Below are 14326 nucleotides of genomic sequence, written 5' to 3'. Positions count from 1 at the left end.
GTATCCGCGCGCCCCCCTGACATAACGACTACCTGCCACCGGAAAAAGGGCTAAACCTGCGCCACAGGGCCGCGCCCCCCCTCAATTCCAGCCTGTCACGGCAATCACGGCACAGGACCGCAAGCCCCCCGCGCGATTCGCCCGCACGGCCCCGCCGTGCCGCCCAAAAAACCCGCCCGCCGCAAGGCCGCGCACTGGCCCACCCGAAATGCTACATTTTATAACAATTTTACAAACGCTTACTCCCTGCCCACAGCGCCCGCACCAGCAGGCCAGCGTTTCGCCACACTCCCAAGGCGTGGCAAAACTGCACCATTTTTGCGGGCTGATCAGGGCGGCATTCGCTTTGGCTTGAATTACAGGGGCAAAAGTCAGAAACAGGCTCAGACCTTGCCTGAGTGGTAAGGCGAGGAACACCTTAGATAACGAGGGAAAAACAAATGAAAAAGCTTCTTCTTGCTTCGACCGCACTGGTCATGACAGCAGGCGCAGCCGCTGCACAGGTCAACATGTCGGGTTCGGCTCGCATGGGTATCGCATACGACAACCGCGCTGGTGACAACTCCGCTGGTGCCAACAGCGCAAAACTGCAGTTCACAAGCCGTATCCGCGTCAACTTCACCATGTCCGGTGAAACAGATTCCGGTCTGGCGTTCGGCGCAAGCGTACGCGGCGACCAGTTCGGCAACGCAAACTCCGGCGGCACAGCAATGGCTAACGGTAGCGTGTATATCGATGGCGAATTCGGTCGCCTGACATTCGGTGACGTTGCAGGTGCTGCACGCGCAACCGTCGGTGACATTGATGCGATTAGCCTGACCGATCTTGGTGACCCGCAAGAGGCAACATATCTGGACCGCACGTTCGCAACAGGTCGGGCAACCAACTTTGGCCGTCGTACAGCTGTGCTGTATGCTTACAGCATCGACTCCTTCACCTTCCGCGCATCGGTCGGCCAGCAGCGCCGCACTGACAATGGTGGTTTTGACGTTGTGAACAATGTTGCAGTTAGCCGCCCTGCAACAGAAAACTACAAAGACACGCTCTACGCATTGGGTGTCAGCTACTCCATGGATGGCCTGAAACTGTCGGCTGGTTATGAAGCAGGCAAAGCAAGCTACAACGATATTGCAGATCCGTCCAACAACACCAAATTTAGCGCAAGCCATATCATCATCGGTGCTGAATACGAGATGGAAGGCTTCACGATCAAGGCAGTTGCCGGCCGTGTTGGTGGCGATCTGGGAACAATGCTTGGTGGTCGGACCAACCTGTCGCGCAGCCATTACGGCCTGTCGGTTACGGGTGAATTCGACGCAACCACGGTTACAGCTTATGCTCGTCGCACCATCCAGTCCTCCACCAACTACGGTATTGGCGCAAGCTACGACTTGGGCGGCGGCGCAACCTTGGTGGGCGGTATTGCCCGTATTGGCGCAACCAAAGCACCTGTTACACCTTCCAGCTACAACGCGCCAGCTAACGTGAACGCTGCTTTTGGTCCGTCCCTCGGCGCTGCACCTTCGCGCACACGCGCTGACTTCGGTCTGAACTTCAGCTTCTGATCCTTACCGATCATTGGTTATACGGAAAGAGCGGGCATTTGCCCGCTCTTTTCTTTTCTCACGCTTTTCTGTTCAAATTCCCCCGCCCCCTCTGCTATACTGTGCGCAATCATAACCGCAAAAGGTAGGGCAGCATGATAGGGCAAGAACAGGCAGTTTCCCCCGCAAAACGCAGCAAACACCCCGCGCTGATGGCCGTAGTGCTGGGCGCAGTCCTGTTGACAGGGTGCGAAACCACATCCGCCGTGTTTGACGGGGTCGGCGGGGTTTTCATGGGCGCAGGCCATGATGTGCGCCGCCTTGGCAACCGCTGAATGCGGGCCGCCCCCCTCATAACACTGGCGCTGGCCATCACCGCACTGGCCACGTCCGCCCCCGCCCAACACCGCGACGGGGCCCGCGACTGGCGCGAAAACCCCGGCCTGCAAATTTCCGGTGATGCGCGCATGGGCATTGTCTGGACCGACCGCCCCGCGCGCAGCGATGAAAACATCAGCCGCGCGCGATTTGTCAGCCGCGCAAGGGTCAGGTTCCAGTTTTCCGCCGAAACCGATGGCGGCACGCGGTTCGGTTTCGGCTTTGACGCGGAAAAGCCCATGAACCGCCCGCGCGGGCAGCATGTTTTCATTGGCAATTAACCAAGGCGCACCCATGTCCCTGACTGACATCACCACCCGCATTGCCCGCGCCACCAAAGCCCATGGGCGGGCCAACGCCTCCGTGCGGCTGATTGCCGTGTCCAAAGAACAACCCCATGACCGCGTTTTACCCGTGCTGCACGCCGGTCACCGATTGTTCGGTGAAAACCGTGTGCAGGAAGCGGCGGACAAATGGCCCGACTGGCGCGCGGAATTCGGCCCGCTGGATGTGCACCTGCTTGGACCGCTGCAAAGCAACAAGGCCCGCGCGGCCATGGAATTGTTTCAGGCCATCCATTCACTGGACCGCCCCAAACTGGCCCGCAGCCTTGCGCGGCTGGCGCAGGAACTGGGCCACTGCCCCGACCTGTTCGTGCAGGTCAACACCGGCGCGGAACCGCAAAAGGCCGGTATCCTGCCAGATGATGCCGACAGCTTCATCGCGGATTGCCGCGCGCTGGACCTGCCCGTGCTGGGGCTGATGTGCATCCCCCCCGTGAATGACGACCCCGCCCCCCATTTTGACGCGCTGGCACAGATGGCCGCGCGCAACGGGCTGGATGCGCTGTCCATGGGCATGAGCGACGATTTCGAAGTTGCAATTGCGCATGGCGCAACCCATGTGCGCGTCGGCTCTGCCATATTCGGCGCACGCCGCTAGAGCATATCACGTTCATTCGCATTCACGAGACATGCTCTAAGTTATTGATTGCGCATGTTCGAGAAGCTCAAAACCGGTTCCCACTTTTGAGCAACATTCTCTATGGTGTGCCTGCGTTTATTTCCCTTCTCGCACGCCAACCTAGCCTTTGATAATGCGTATCCTTCCACGCTTTTGCAGCGCACTCGGCCCAAGGTGGCACTTGTGTGCCAGTGTCGCCGGTGTCATGCAATAACCGTGCAGTTGCGCCCCTGATCCTTGGCCAGATACAGCGCCTGATCGGCCGCTTTCAAAACATCCTCGATGCTGCGGCCATGGGTGGGGAACACCGCCACCCCCGCCGAAACAGTAACTTCCGGCAATTCCACCCCCGCATTCGCCAGCCGCAACGCCTGAAGGGCTGCGCGAATCCCGTCGGCCAGCGCGGCGGCATCCGCGGCCTGCATATCTGGGCACAGGATCACAAACTCCTCCCCCCCAAGGCGGCAGGGGTGTATCTTGTCGCTGGCCGCCCGCGTCAATATGCCCCCCACTTCGCGCAGCACCAGATCACCCGCATCATGGCCGAACCTGTCGTTGAAGGCCTTGAAGTGGTCGACATCCAGCATGATCAGGGCGATTTCGCGCCCTTCGCGCTCGGCCATGGCGAAATCACGCAGGGCGCGATCCATGAACCACCGCCGGTTCCACAGCCCCGTCAGCGCATCGCGCATGGATTTGTCGTGCAGTTCCTGCCGCAGCCGGACATTGGCAATCGCAAGACTGATCTGCTCGGCGCAGATCAGCGACACATCCCAGCGGTTGCGCAGAACATCATCGCGCATGTGGCGCATTAGCCCGTGTTCTTCAAACCCGTCAAAGATGATGTGCAGCAGGCCGATGGTTTCGCCATGCGCAATAATCGGCAGGCAGAAATAGGGTGTGTCCGGTTTGGCCACATGATCGCATGTGAACTGGATGGGTTTCAGCCCGTAGGCATAGGCCCGCCCCCGCCGCAAGGCCCAGCAATCATCCGGCAGGATATGGGGCGGAAAATCGGGGATGGTGCCCCAGCTTGTCGCCAGATCCAGCGTGCTGCGCGACGCACCATAGATATATAGCGCCCCGTCCGCTTCGGGGATCAGGGTGTGCATCGCGCGCTGCACCACCATCAGCAATTCATCAAAGGATTTTGCCGAGTAAAGCCACTCACTCGTGAGGGCCAGAAGCTGGCGTTCGGACTGGCGTAATTCTTCGGCCTGACGCATTTCGTCATTCTGGTGTTCAAGTTTCTTGCGTTCCGTGATGTCGCGCATATGAGAGATGAAATGCGTATGCACACCTGCGGCATCAAAAACCGGCGTAATCTTCAACACCACCCAGAAAAGGCGGCCATCGCGGGCATATAGCTGCAATTCTGTCTGAATTTCGCGCCGCTGCGTGCAGGCGTCATTTATCTTTTGCAGGCAGTGGCGGTCGGTTTGCGCACCGCGCAACACATCGACCACCATTTTGTCGCGCAGCGCATCAATTCCGTATCCGGTCTGCGCCGTGAAGGCCGGATTAACCCATAGCGCCAAACGATCCGGGCCACTGATTATCACCCCGTCGGGGGCATGCTGGGCAACCATTTCCGCATAGGCGCGTTCAGATGCGGCGCCGCTTGCCTTGTCGGAATAATCTTTCGCACACATTGACCCACATCCGCACAAATCCCCACGCCGGCGCACCCGAATATCCATGGCGCACCACAATCACATCGCAGAGTGTCGCAATCTGTTTAAAAGATCATTACCATCGCGACAGAAGCTGGCACATATATCCATACTGCAACAATGCGGGCTGGTCCGGCATCCGGCGACAAGACGCGACACCAGAAAGGTTAAGAAAATGACTGACACAACCACAGAACTTGAACACATGCTGCGCGACCCGTCGCTGCTGGAAACGCGCGCCTTTGTGGGCGGCGAATGGATAAATGCAGATGATGGCGCGCGTTTTGATGTGCGCAACCCTGCGCGCGGCACTGTCATTGCCAAAGTCGCCGATCTGGGCCGCGCAGAGGCCGCGCGCGCCATTGCCGCCGCTGAAAAGGCACGCCATGCATGGGCCGCGCGCACCGGCAAGGACCGCGCAGGCGTGCTGCGCAAATGGTTCGACCTGATGATGGAAAATCAAGAGGATCTGGCGGTAATTCTGACTGCGGAAATGGGCAAACCGCTGGCCGAGGCACGCGGCGAAATCGCCTATGGTGCCAGTTTCATCGAATGGTTCGGCGAGGAGGCCAAGCGCGTCTATGGCGAAACGATTCCCGGCCACCAGCCCGACAAACGCATCACGGTGCTGCGCCAGCCCATCGGCGTTGCAGCATCCATCACGCCATGGAATTTTCCCAACGCGATGATTGCGCGCAAGGTGGCACCCGCATTGGCGGTGGGCTGCGGGTTCGTTGCACGCCCGGCCACGGAAACACCGCTTTCAGCGCTGGCCATGGCAGTGCTGGCCGAACGCGCGGGCGTGCCCAAGGGGTTGTTGTCGGTCGTCCCGTCCAGCCGCGCATCTGATATTGGCAAGGAATTTTGCGAAAATCCGATCGTGCGCAAACTGACCTTCACAGGCTCCACCGAAGTCGGGCGCATCCTGCTGCGGCAGGCCGCCGATCAGGTCATGAAATGTTCGATGGAACTGGGCGGCAATGCACCCTTCATTGTGTTTGATGATGCCGATCTGGACAAGGCGGTTGAAGGGGCGATGACATCCAAGTTCCGCAATAACGGCCAGACCTGTGTGTGCGCAAACCGTATCTATGTGCAAGCAGGCGTTTATGATGCCTTCGCCAAAAAGCTGGCGGACGCCGTGTCACAACTGAAAGTCGGCGATGGTATGGACGACGGCGTGACCGCCGGTCCGTTGATCAACGCCGCCGCGGTCGAGAAGGTAGAAGACCATATCCGCGATGTCACGGACAATGGCGGCACCATCGTAACCGGCGGGCAGCGCCACGAATTGGGTGGCACCTTTTTCCAGCCGACTGTTGTAACCGGCGTGACCCAGTCCATGAAGGTGGCGCAGGAAGAAACCTTTGGCCCACTTGCGCCCTTGTTCAAGTTCGACACCGAGGAAGAGGCCATTACCCTTGCCAATGATACGATATTCGGGCTGGCCTGCTACTTCTATGCCCGTGACATCGGGCGCATCACGCGGGTGCAGGAATCGCTGGAATACGGGATTGTGGGCGTCAATACCGGCATCATCTCGACCGAGCTTGCGCCGTTTGGCGGGGTCAAGCAATCCGGTCTGGGGCGTGAAGGGTCGCGTCACGGGACCGATGACTTCCTTGAAATGAAGTATATCTGCCTGAGCATCTGATAGAAAAGTCATTTTCCCCGGGCAGCGAAACACGCTGTCCGGGTTTGACAAGCAGGCGGCTTGGCCGTAAATCAACCAAGTCAGCGGCTTCGCTGACGCAACCAATCGGGACCAAAATGGACGGCAGTTCTAGGCGGGCGCAGATCATGCGCCCGAAACAGAAAACAAGCCTTCGGGCTGATGTATTTCCGCGCATGGCGCGGGCTGCCATCCGGGGCTGACCCGGCCTGCGGCCCCTGTCGTGCAAGGCACGCAAGGGGGTCAAAATGACACTTCAGACACCACTTTCAGAATATCGCTTTGATCCGGATGCCGAAAACGCGGGTATTGATGCCGCACTGATCGCGATTGAAGTTACCCGCCTGTTGCAAGAAGACAGGACCGATGAAATCCGCCAATTCCTTGAAACGCTGGAACTGGCCGATACCGCGGCCCTGATCGAGGAACTGGACGAAGCCAGCGATCTGGCAGTCCTGCACCTGTTGCCCCTGCATGATCAGGCCGAACTTATCGGATATCTGCGCCCGTCGTCACAAGTCAGCGTTGCAACGCGCATTCGCAAAAGCGACTTTGTGGCGCTTATGACCGCCATGAGCCATGACGAACGCGCGGATTTGTTCAAGCAACTGGACGAGGAAGCGCAAGAAGCCATCCTGCCTGCCCTGTCCAAGGCCGAACGCGAGGATTTGCGCCGCCTGGCATCCTACGAGGAATGGACTGTGGGGTCGGTCATGACATCCGATTACGCGGTCGTGACCCCCGAGATGACATCCAGTCAGGCCATCGAGGCCCTGCGCACACAAGCCATTGACGCCGAAACGATCTACTACGCCTATATCATCGGTGCTGCGCGCGAATTGCTGGGGGTGGTCAGCCTGCGCGACATCCTGACCGCGCGCCCCCGTCAACGTGTATCCGAAATAATGGACACCGAACCTGTTTTCATACGCGCCAATGAAGAACAGGAAGAAGCCGCCCGCCTGATTGCGCGCTATGACCTGCTGGCACTGCCGGTTCTGGATGAAAACGACCGGCTGGTGGGCATTGTGACCGCCGATGACGCGATGGACGTGTCCGAAGAAGAAGTCACCGAAGACTTCTACAAAGGCTCCATCGTGCAGCCGCTGGATATATCGGTCGCAGACGCCACGATTGCCACGCTATACCGCGCGCGTATTTTCTGGCTGGTGCTGCTGGTCTTCGGCAATATCTTTTCCGGTGCGGGCATTGCGTATTTCGAGGATACGATCGCCGCGCATCTGTCGCTGCTGTTCTTCCTGCCGCTGCTGATTGCATCCGGGGGCAATGCGGGCACGCAATCGGCCACGCTGATGGTGCGCGCGCTGGCCACAGGGGACGTGCGCCCGTCAGATTTCGGGCGCTTGCTGGCGCGCGAAACGCTGATCGCGCTGGGGCTGGGGCTGACAATGGCCGTTGCGGTATCGGTAATTGGTGTTTGGCGGGGTGGCCCCGAAATTGCTATGGTTGTGGCGTCGGCGATGGTTACGATCGTGCTGATGGGGGCCTTGATCGGGATGTGCCTGCCCTTCATCTTTGCCAAGATCAACCGCGACCCTGCCGCAGCATCCGGCCCGCTGGTGACATCAATTGCCGATGTTCTGGGGGTCTTGATCTATTTCACCATCGCGGCCCAGTTGCTGGAACTATAATGCCAGATCACGCGCGCGGGCCTGCCTTGCATTCGCGCGCGTGGCACACTATCCCCACACGCAACGCATAACGGCGCAAAAGGGCATGTCATGGACGCAATCGCAACGCTTCGCGGCAAATATCTGGAACAGATCGGCGCAGCCCCTGATGCGGACGCGCTGGAAAATGTGCGTCTGGCCGCCTTGGGCAAAAAGGGCGAGATCAGCCTGAAAATGCGCGAACTGGGCCAGATGAGCGCCGAGGAACGCCAAACCGCAGGCCCCGCGCTGAACGCGCTGAAAACCGAAGTGGACGCGGCGCTGAAAGCGCGCAAATCCGCGCTGGAAGATGCTGCCCTTGATGCGCGCCTGAAATCGGAATGGCTGGATGTCACGCTGCCCGGTCGCCCGCGCCCGATGGGCACCATCCATCCCATCAGTCAGGTCATGGATGAACTGACGGCAATTTTCGCCGATATGGGCTTTGCCGTGGCCGAAGGGCCGCAAATCGAATCCGACTGGTATAATTTCGACGCGCTGAACATTGCGCCCGAACATCCGTCCCGTCAGGAAATGGACACCTTCTATATGCACCGCGCAGCCGGTGACGACCGCCCGCCCCATGTGTTGCGCACCCATACCAGCCCTGTTCAGATCCGCGCGATGCAAAATCAGGGCGCGCCCATCCGCGTGATTGCGCCGGGCCGTGTGTACCGCATGGATATGGACCAGACCCATACGCCAATGTTCCATCAGGTCGAAGGGCTGGCCATTGACCGCGACATTTCCATGGCGCAACTGAAATGGACACTGGAAGAATTCTGCCGCGCGTTTTTCGAGGTGGATGAAGTGGAACTGCGTTTCCGCGCCAGTCACTTCCCGTTCACCGAGCCGTCGGCGGAAGTGGACATTCGCTGTTCATGGGAAGGGGGGCAGCTGAAGATTGGCGAGGGCAAGGACTGGCTGGAAATTCTGGGGTCCGGCATGGTGCATCCGCATGTTCTGCGCGCGGGCGGGATTGACCCGAATGAATGGCAGGGCTTTGCCTTCGGTATGGGGATCGACCGGATCGCCATGCTGAAATACGGCATCCCCGATCTGCGCGCGTTTTTTGAATCCGACCTGCGCTGGCTGCGCCACTATGGATTTGCATCCCTTGACCAACCGTCGCTTGCGGCGGGTCTGTCGCGCTAAGCGTTGTGATGATTGACCGGCCATGCAAGTCATGAGTATCTGACATCATGGCCCGACGATCCGCAAAAAAGAAATCCAAAGCACGCCCGCGCAATGCCGCGAATGGTGCGCTTATGGGCATGGCCCATATGCTGCGCCGTGTGCGCTGGTGGCTGCTGCGCGGGCTGGCGATTGTGTTTGTTCTGTCGGTGGTGTGGGTGCTGCTCTATCGTGTCATCCCCCCGCCCGGTGGCATCTACATTGCTCAAGAACACCGCCGCATTGGCGAAATCCAGCGCCAATGGGTGCCGATGGACCGTATCGCGCCGGTCATGGCACGGTCGGTCATCGCCGCCGAGGATGCGAATTTCTGCCTGCATTGGGGCTTCGACATGGCCGAAATCCGCAAGGTCATTGCAGCAGGCAGCACGCGCGGCGCATCGACCCTGTCGCAACAAACCGCCAAGAATGTGTTTTTATGGCATGGCCGCGACTGGTCGCGCAAAGCGCTGGAATCGGGCTTTACCCTGTTGATAGAGGTGCTTTGGCCGAAATCACGCATTCTTGAAATCTACCTGAACGTCGCCGAATTCGACGAGGGGGTTTTCGGCGTAGAAGCCGCAGCGCAGCACTATTTCCGTGTCTCTGCCACCAATCTGACCCCGACACAGGCCGCCCGCCTTGCCGCCGTGCTGCCTGCGCCCAAAAGCCGCAATGCCGCCAATCCCAGCGATTTCTTGCGCAGGCGCACCGCGTCCATCATGGACGGGGCGGCAACCATTGCGCAGGATGGCCGTGCAGATTGTATAAGCGGTTGAACTTCTGCCGCCCTCGCGGCTACAGAAGGGCAAACCCCGACAGAAGGCATATTTACATCAATGGCACGCCTGTATCACGTCCCGCTTTCCCCATTTTGTCGCAAATTGCGCCTGACGCTTGCCGAAAAACGCATAGAGGTGGAACTGATAGAAGAACGCTACTGGGAACCCAGCGCCGAATTCATGCGCCGCAATCCCGCAGGCAAGGTGCCGGTCCTGCGCTATGAGGGCAAGCTGCTGACAGAAAGCCAGGCCATTTGCGAGTATATCGAAGATCTGGTGCCACAGCCCCCCCTGATGCCCAAATCCCCCGAAGCGCGCTATGAAGTGCGCCGCCTGTGCACATGGTTCGACGACAAATTTCACGCCGAGGTGACGGCGAACCTGCTTTATGAACGCGTGAACAAGAAGATCATGAAACGCGGCTATCCCGATTCGCAGGCCATCAAGACCGGATCGGCCAAGATCAAGTTTCATCTGGATTACATGGACTGGCTGCTTGGTCAGCGCCGCTGGCTGGCCGGAAACGACATGTCGCTGGCCGATTTCACGGCTGCGGCGCATTTGTCCTGTCTGGATTACATCAGTGATGTGGACTGGCAGCGTTCGGCGCTGGTGCATGAATGGTATGCGAAACTGAAATCGCGCCCCGCCTTCCGCACGCTGCTGGCCGACCAGTTGCCCGGCTTTCCGCCGCCTGCGCATTACGCAGATCTGGATTTCTAGGGCAGTTTGGCCCATGTGGGGCATATGTCCGATAACCTGAAATCCGAAATCCAGCAAATGGCACAGGACACAGGCTTTTCCGCCTGTGCCATCACAACGCCCGCCGCCATCCCCACAGCCCCCGCACGGCTGGCAGATTTCGTGGATCAGGGGCGTCATGGCCAGATGGGCTGGATGGCCGAGCGGATGGAATGGCGCGGCAACCCGTCGGCATTATGGCCTGCGGCACGGTCTGTCATCATGCTGGCAGAAACCTATACACCCGATTACAATCCGCTTGATTTGCTGGAATTGCGCGATCGCGGCGTGATTTCTGCCTATGCGCTGGGGCGCGACTATCATGATGTCGTCAAGAAACGCCTGAAACGGCTGGGCCGCTGGCTGATTGACCATGCGGGCGGTGAAATCAAGGTCTTTGTGGACACGGCCCCTGTGATGGAAAAGCCGCTGGCCGCCGCCGCCGGGCTGGGCTGGCAGGGCAAGCATACGAACCTTCTGTCGCGCGAGTTGGGCAACTGGTTTTTCCTTGGGTCCATATTCACCACACTGGATTTACCCCCTGATACACCCGCGCAGGAAAATTGCGGATCATGCCGCGCCTGTCTGGATATTTGTCCTACCGATGCCTTTCCCGCGCCCTTTCAACTGGATGCGCGGCGCTGCATTTCCTACCTGACGATTGAACACCACGGCCCTGTCCCGCTGGAACTGCGCGCGAAACTGGGCAACCGTATCTATGGCTGTGATGATTGCCTTGCGGTGTGCCCGTGGAACAAATTCGCGCAATCCGCATCAGAGGTGAAATACGCCGCGCGCGATGGTCTGGTCGCGCCGGATCTGGCCACGCTGGCAGGCTTGGATGATGCGGCATTTCGGGCCATGTTTTCAGGCTCGCCCGTCAAACGGATCGGGCGCAACCGGTTCGTGCGCAATGTGCTTTATGCCATCGGGAATTCGGACATGCCGCATTTTCTGCCCACCGCTCAGGCGCTGTGTGATGACCCTGACACCACAGTTGCAGAGGCCGCACGCTGGGCAGTGGCGCAATTGCGCGAGCCATCTGCGGCGGGGACGGGCGCGTGATACGCGCCCACGATTCTGTCCCCCCTCGATGGGGGGCAGGATCGTGCCCCCCGAACAGTCAGGTTCCCCAATCCGCGCCTTGCATTTCACGCAGGCGGCTGGCGGTGCGTTCAAATTCGAATGACCCTGTCCCTTCGCGGTATAGCTGCTCAGGCGTGGCTGCGGCAGATGCAATCAGCCGCACATCCGCCTCATAAAGCGTATCGATCAGGGTAACAAAACGCTTGGCTTCATTGTAATTCGCCGCCGACAGATACGGGATGTCATCCAGCATCAGCACCCGCAATGCACCCGCGATAGCCAGATAATCCGCCGCCCCCAAGGGCTGGCCGCATAACTCCCAAAAACTCGCGCGGCCCACGCCATTATGCGCATGCGGGATCACCACTTCGCGCCCCTTGACCACCAGCGTCATCGGCTGGCCCGCATCATGCCCCGTCAACTCGTCCCAGATCTGCGCCATCTGTGCGCGCGCCTGCGCATCGACGGGGCTGAAATAGACCTGCGCGCCTGCCAGCCGGTGCTGGCGGTAATCGGTTTCCGATTCCAGTTCATACACGGTCATGCGCGTCTTGATCATCTCGATAAAGGGCACAAACAGCGCGCGGTTCAATCCGTTCTTATACAGATCGTCCGGCACCCTGTTTGATGTCGTGATAATCACGACGCCCGCCGCCATCAGCCGTTCAAACAAGCGCCCGACAATCATCGCATCGGTAATATCGGTGATCTGCATTTCGTCAAATGCCAGCAAACGCACATCACTGGCGACCTTGTCAGCCACGGGGGCCAGGGCATCGCTCGCGCCTGTTTTTCGCGCAGCGTGCATCCCTTCGTGGATTTCCTGCATGAAGGCGTGAAAATGTACCCGTCGTTTCGGCACATCGCCTGCATGCTCGACAAACAAATCCATCAGCATGGATTTGCCACGCCCCACCCCGCCCCACAGATACAGGCCCGGGGGCTGCTCTCGCTTGCGCCGGCCCAGCAGTCCCAGCAAGCCGGGCTTCGGTGCGGGTTTGGAAAGGTATTCCTGCACAGGGCCAAAACAGCGCATTGCGCCGCGCTGTGCCGCGTCAGGGCGCAAGGCACCCCGCTCTACCATACGGTCATATACTGCGATCAGACTATCACTCATGCAAAGCTGCATAGCGAATGCCGCAGGCGGGGAAAAGCCCCGCCTGCATGCTTGCAACGCGCCCGCGCCCTCGGTAGGTGTTAGGTATGTGATTTTTGCCTGGGGGATTTCATGACCGACGATCCGAAGACGCGTGTTTCAACCGACTGGCTTGCCGCGCATCTGAATGACCCTGATCTGCGCATTCTGGATGCAAGCTGGTATATGCCCGCGCAAAACCGCGATGCCCGCGCCGAATATGATGCAGGCCATATCCCAGGTGCGCGCTTTTTTGACATCGACGACATCAGCGACCACCGGTCCGCGCTGCCGCATATGGCGCCGCCGGTCGAAAAATTCATGTCGCGTCTGCGGGCCATGGGCGTTGGTGATGGTCATCAGGTGGTGATCTATGACGGCGCAGGGCTGTTTTCGGCCGCGCGGGTCTGGTGGCTGTTTCGCCTTATGGGCAAGACGGACGTGGCCATTCTGGATGGCGGGTTTCCGAAATGGCAGGCCGAGGGCCGCGAGGTCGAGGACCTGCCCCCGCTGCTGCGTGAACGCCACATGACCGTCCAGCGGCAGGCCCATCTGGTCAAGGATGTGTCGCAGGTGGCGGCGGCCGTGAAACTGGGCGACTGGCAGATCGTCGATGCACGTTCGCCCGAACGCTTCAGGGGCGATGCGCCCGAACCGCGCGAAGGGCTGCGCGCGGGCCATATGCCCGGCGCGCTGAACCTGCCGTTTTCCACGCTTCTGAAACCCGATGGCACCCTGAAAAGTGGCGATGCGCTGCGCGCGGCCTTCACGGATGCGGGCATTGATCTGGACCGCCCTGTCATCACCACCTGCGGGTCGGGTATAACAGCGGCTGTGCTTAGTCTGGGGCTGGAAATACTGGGCCACCGCAATCATGCGCTTTATGACGGGTCATGGACCGAATGGGGCATGTTCCCCGACCTGAAGGTCGAAACAGGATGAGCACAAGAACCTACCGCGCGGGCGAGACCATCCCCTACACTGTCACCTTTCTGGAAATGACCGAACACCCCGGCTATAGCTGGCCGCATACCCCGAACGGTATGTCCGGCGCATTGCTGAAGGCTGAACAGCCACCCGTGTGGTATTTTCGTGCGCTTTATGACGCAGTCGGACGCGACTATGCTTGGACTGACATTCACACCAGCGAAGATGCCGAGATTGCGGATTGGCTGAATTCCCCCGATGTCGCGCTGTATTCGCTGATCGACAAGGGCTGGCCGCAGGGCTTTTTTCTGCTGGACTGGCGCGAGGGGAATACCTGCGAGCTATGCTATTTCGGACTTGTTCCCGAAAGTGTGGGTCGCGGTCTGGGGGCGTGGATGCTGCGCACCGCCATTCTGACCGCATGGGACCGCGAGGGCGTTGAAAAACTTACCATCAACACCTGCACGCTGGACCATCCCCGCGCGTTGATCCAGTATCAGAAATACGGCTTTACCCCAATCCGACAAGAAGACCGCAGCCGTGTTCTGGTGCGCGACTGGTCCCCTGTCACCAGCTAAGGTG

General features: G+C 59.6%; 14 protein-coding genes. 12 read left to right on the top strand and 2 right to left on the bottom strand.

Features of this window, described 5'->3' with window-relative positions; translation table 11 throughout:
* Nucleotides 1-440 precede the first annotated feature (440 nt).
* The 4 genes from P8S53_RS04045 to P8S53_RS04030 all read left to right on the top strand — a co-directional run bounded on the left by P8S53_RS04045 (nucleotide 441) and on the right by P8S53_RS04030 (nucleotide 2864).
* Nucleotides 441-1565: a porin gene (locus tag P8S53_RS04045; RefSeq protein WP_277805883.1), complete on the top strand. Its 1125-nt coding sequence runs from the start codon at nucleotides 441-443 to the stop codon at nucleotides 1563-1565.
* A gap of 134 nt (nucleotides 1566-1699) precedes the next feature.
* Nucleotides 1700-1879, top strand: a complete 180-nt coding sequence (locus P8S53_RS04040) for a hypothetical protein (RefSeq protein ID WP_277805882.1) — start codon at nucleotides 1700-1702, stop codon at nucleotides 1877-1879.
* Entirely contained in the window at nucleotides 1880-2203 is a 324-nt protein-coding gene (locus tag P8S53_RS04035) for a porin (RefSeq protein WP_277805881.1), read from the top strand.
* 13 nt (nucleotides 2204-2216) lie between these two features.
* Nucleotides 2217-2864, top strand: a complete 648-nt coding sequence (locus tag P8S53_RS04030) for a YggS family pyridoxal phosphate-dependent enzyme (protein ID WP_277805880.1) — start codon at nucleotides 2217-2219, stop codon at nucleotides 2862-2864.
* A 224-nt stretch (nucleotides 2865-3088) separates the two neighbouring features.
* On the opposite strand, the gene P8S53_RS04025 is transcribed toward P8S53_RS04030, so the two are convergent.
* Nucleotides 3089-4537, bottom strand: a complete 1449-nt coding sequence (locus tag P8S53_RS04025; RefSeq protein ID WP_277805879.1) for a diguanylate cyclase — start codon at nucleotides 4535-4537, stop codon at nucleotides 3089-3091.
* Nucleotides 4538-4733: 196 nt separating this feature from the next.
* On the opposite strand from P8S53_RS04025, the gene P8S53_RS04020 reads away from it, so the two are divergent.
* From P8S53_RS04020 to queG, 6 genes are all read left to right on the top strand, one after another.
* Nucleotides 4734-6212, top strand: coding sequence for an NAD-dependent succinate-semialdehyde dehydrogenase (locus tag P8S53_RS04020; protein ID WP_306417829.1), 1479 nt, complete (start codon nucleotides 4734-4736; stop codon nucleotides 6210-6212).
* Nucleotides 6213-6478: 266 nt separating this feature from the next.
* Nucleotides 6479-7882 (top strand): magnesium transporter, encoded by a 1404-nt coding sequence (mgtE, locus tag P8S53_RS04015; protein ID WP_277805878.1) that lies wholly within the window; start codon nucleotides 6479-6481, stop codon nucleotides 7880-7882.
* Between the two features lie 90 nt (nucleotides 7883-7972).
* Nucleotides 7973-9055, top strand: a complete 1083-nt coding sequence (gene pheS, locus P8S53_RS04010) for a phenylalanine--tRNA ligase subunit alpha (RefSeq protein ID WP_277805877.1) — start codon at nucleotides 7973-7975, stop codon at nucleotides 9053-9055.
* Between the two features lie 47 nt (nucleotides 9056-9102).
* Nucleotides 9103-9852, top strand: coding sequence for a monofunctional biosynthetic peptidoglycan transglycosylase (mtgA, locus tag P8S53_RS04005; RefSeq protein ID WP_277805876.1), 750 nt, complete (start codon nucleotides 9103-9105; stop codon nucleotides 9850-9852).
* Between the two features lie 60 nt (nucleotides 9853-9912).
* Entirely contained in the window at nucleotides 9913-10578 is a 666-nt protein-coding gene (locus P8S53_RS04000) for a glutathione S-transferase family protein (RefSeq protein ID WP_277805875.1), read from the top strand.
* A 24-nt stretch (nucleotides 10579-10602) separates the two neighbouring features.
* Entirely contained in the window at nucleotides 10603-11661 is a 1059-nt protein-coding gene (gene queG / locus P8S53_RS03995) for a tRNA epoxyqueuosine(34) reductase QueG (protein ID WP_277805874.1), read from the top strand.
* Nucleotides 11662-11719: 58 nt separating this feature from the next.
* On the opposite strand, the gene zapE is transcribed toward queG, so the two are convergent.
* Nucleotides 11720-12799, bottom strand: a complete 1080-nt coding sequence (zapE, locus tag P8S53_RS03990) for a cell division protein ZapE (RefSeq protein WP_277805873.1) — start codon at nucleotides 12797-12799, stop codon at nucleotides 11720-11722.
* A 111-nt stretch (nucleotides 12800-12910) separates the two neighbouring features.
* Between zapE and sseA the strand changes: the two genes are divergently transcribed.
* Both sseA and P8S53_RS03980 read left to right on the top strand, forming a co-directional pair.
* Nucleotides 12911-13759, top strand: a complete 849-nt coding sequence (gene sseA / locus P8S53_RS03985; RefSeq protein WP_277805872.1) for a 3-mercaptopyruvate sulfurtransferase — start codon at nucleotides 12911-12913, stop codon at nucleotides 13757-13759.
* The gene (locus tag P8S53_RS03980) at nucleotides 13756-14322 is read left to right on the top strand and encodes an N-acetyltransferase (protein WP_277805871.1); all 567 of its coding nucleotides are present in this window, start codon (nucleotides 13756-13758) and stop codon (nucleotides 14320-14322) included. The genes sseA and P8S53_RS03980 overlap by 4 nt, the downstream gene beginning before the upstream one ends.
* The last annotated feature ends 4 nt before the right edge of the window (nucleotides 14323-14326 follow it).

The sequence above is a fragment of the Roseinatronobacter sp. S2 genome, from assembly GCF_029581395.1.
Classification (GTDB): Bacteria; Pseudomonadota; Alphaproteobacteria; order Rhodobacterales; family Rhodobacteraceae; genus Roseinatronobacter.
The sequence above is the reverse complement of the archived record's forward strand: the minus strand, read 5'-3'. Positions and strand labels throughout refer to the sequence as shown.

Excerpts from the sequence above, each read along its gene's own strand:
- P8S53_RS04020 (WP_306417829.1), top strand. The coding sequence starts at position 4,734 with ATGACTGACACAACCACAGAACTTGAACACATGCTGCGCGACCCGTCG.
- sseA (WP_277805872.1), top strand. The coding sequence starts at position 12,911 with ATGACCGACGATCCGAAGACGCGTGTTTCAACCGACTGGCTTGCCGCG.
- P8S53_RS04045 (WP_277805883.1), top strand. The coding sequence starts at position 441 with ATGAAAAAGCTTCTTCTTGCTTCGACCGCACTGGTCATGACAGCAGGC.
- queG (WP_277805874.1), top strand. The coding sequence starts at position 10,603 with ATGTCCGATAACCTGAAATCCGAAATCCAGCAAATGGCACAGGACACA.
- P8S53_RS04035 (WP_277805881.1), top strand. The coding sequence starts at position 1,880 with ATGCGGGCCGCCCCCCTCATAACACTGGCGCTGGCCATCACCGCACTG.
- mgtE (WP_277805878.1), top strand. The coding sequence starts at position 6,479 with ATGACACTTCAGACACCACTTTCAGAATATCGCTTTGATCCGGATGCC.
- zapE (WP_277805873.1), bottom strand. The coding sequence starts at position 12,799 with ATGAGTGATAGTCTGATCGCAGTATATGACCGTATGGTAGAGCGGGGT.
- mtgA (WP_277805876.1), top strand. The coding sequence starts at position 9,103 with ATGGCCCGACGATCCGCAAAAAAGAAATCCAAAGCACGCCCGCGCAAT.
- P8S53_RS04040 (WP_277805882.1), top strand. The coding sequence starts at position 1,700 with ATGATAGGGCAAGAACAGGCAGTTTCCCCCGCAAAACGCAGCAAACAC.
- pheS (WP_277805877.1), top strand. The coding sequence starts at position 7,973 with ATGGACGCAATCGCAACGCTTCGCGGCAAATATCTGGAACAGATCGGC.
- P8S53_RS04000 (WP_277805875.1), top strand. The coding sequence starts at position 9,913 with ATGGCACGCCTGTATCACGTCCCGCTTTCCCCATTTTGTCGCAAATTG.
- P8S53_RS03980 (WP_277805871.1), top strand. The coding sequence starts at position 13,756 with ATGAGCACAAGAACCTACCGCGCGGGCGAGACCATCCCCTACACTGTC.
- P8S53_RS04030 (WP_277805880.1), top strand. The coding sequence starts at position 2,217 with ATGTCCCTGACTGACATCACCACCCGCATTGCCCGCGCCACCAAAGCC.
- P8S53_RS04025 (WP_277805879.1), bottom strand. The coding sequence starts at position 4,537 with ATGTGTGCGAAAGATTATTCCGACAAGGCAAGCGGCGCCGCATCTGAA.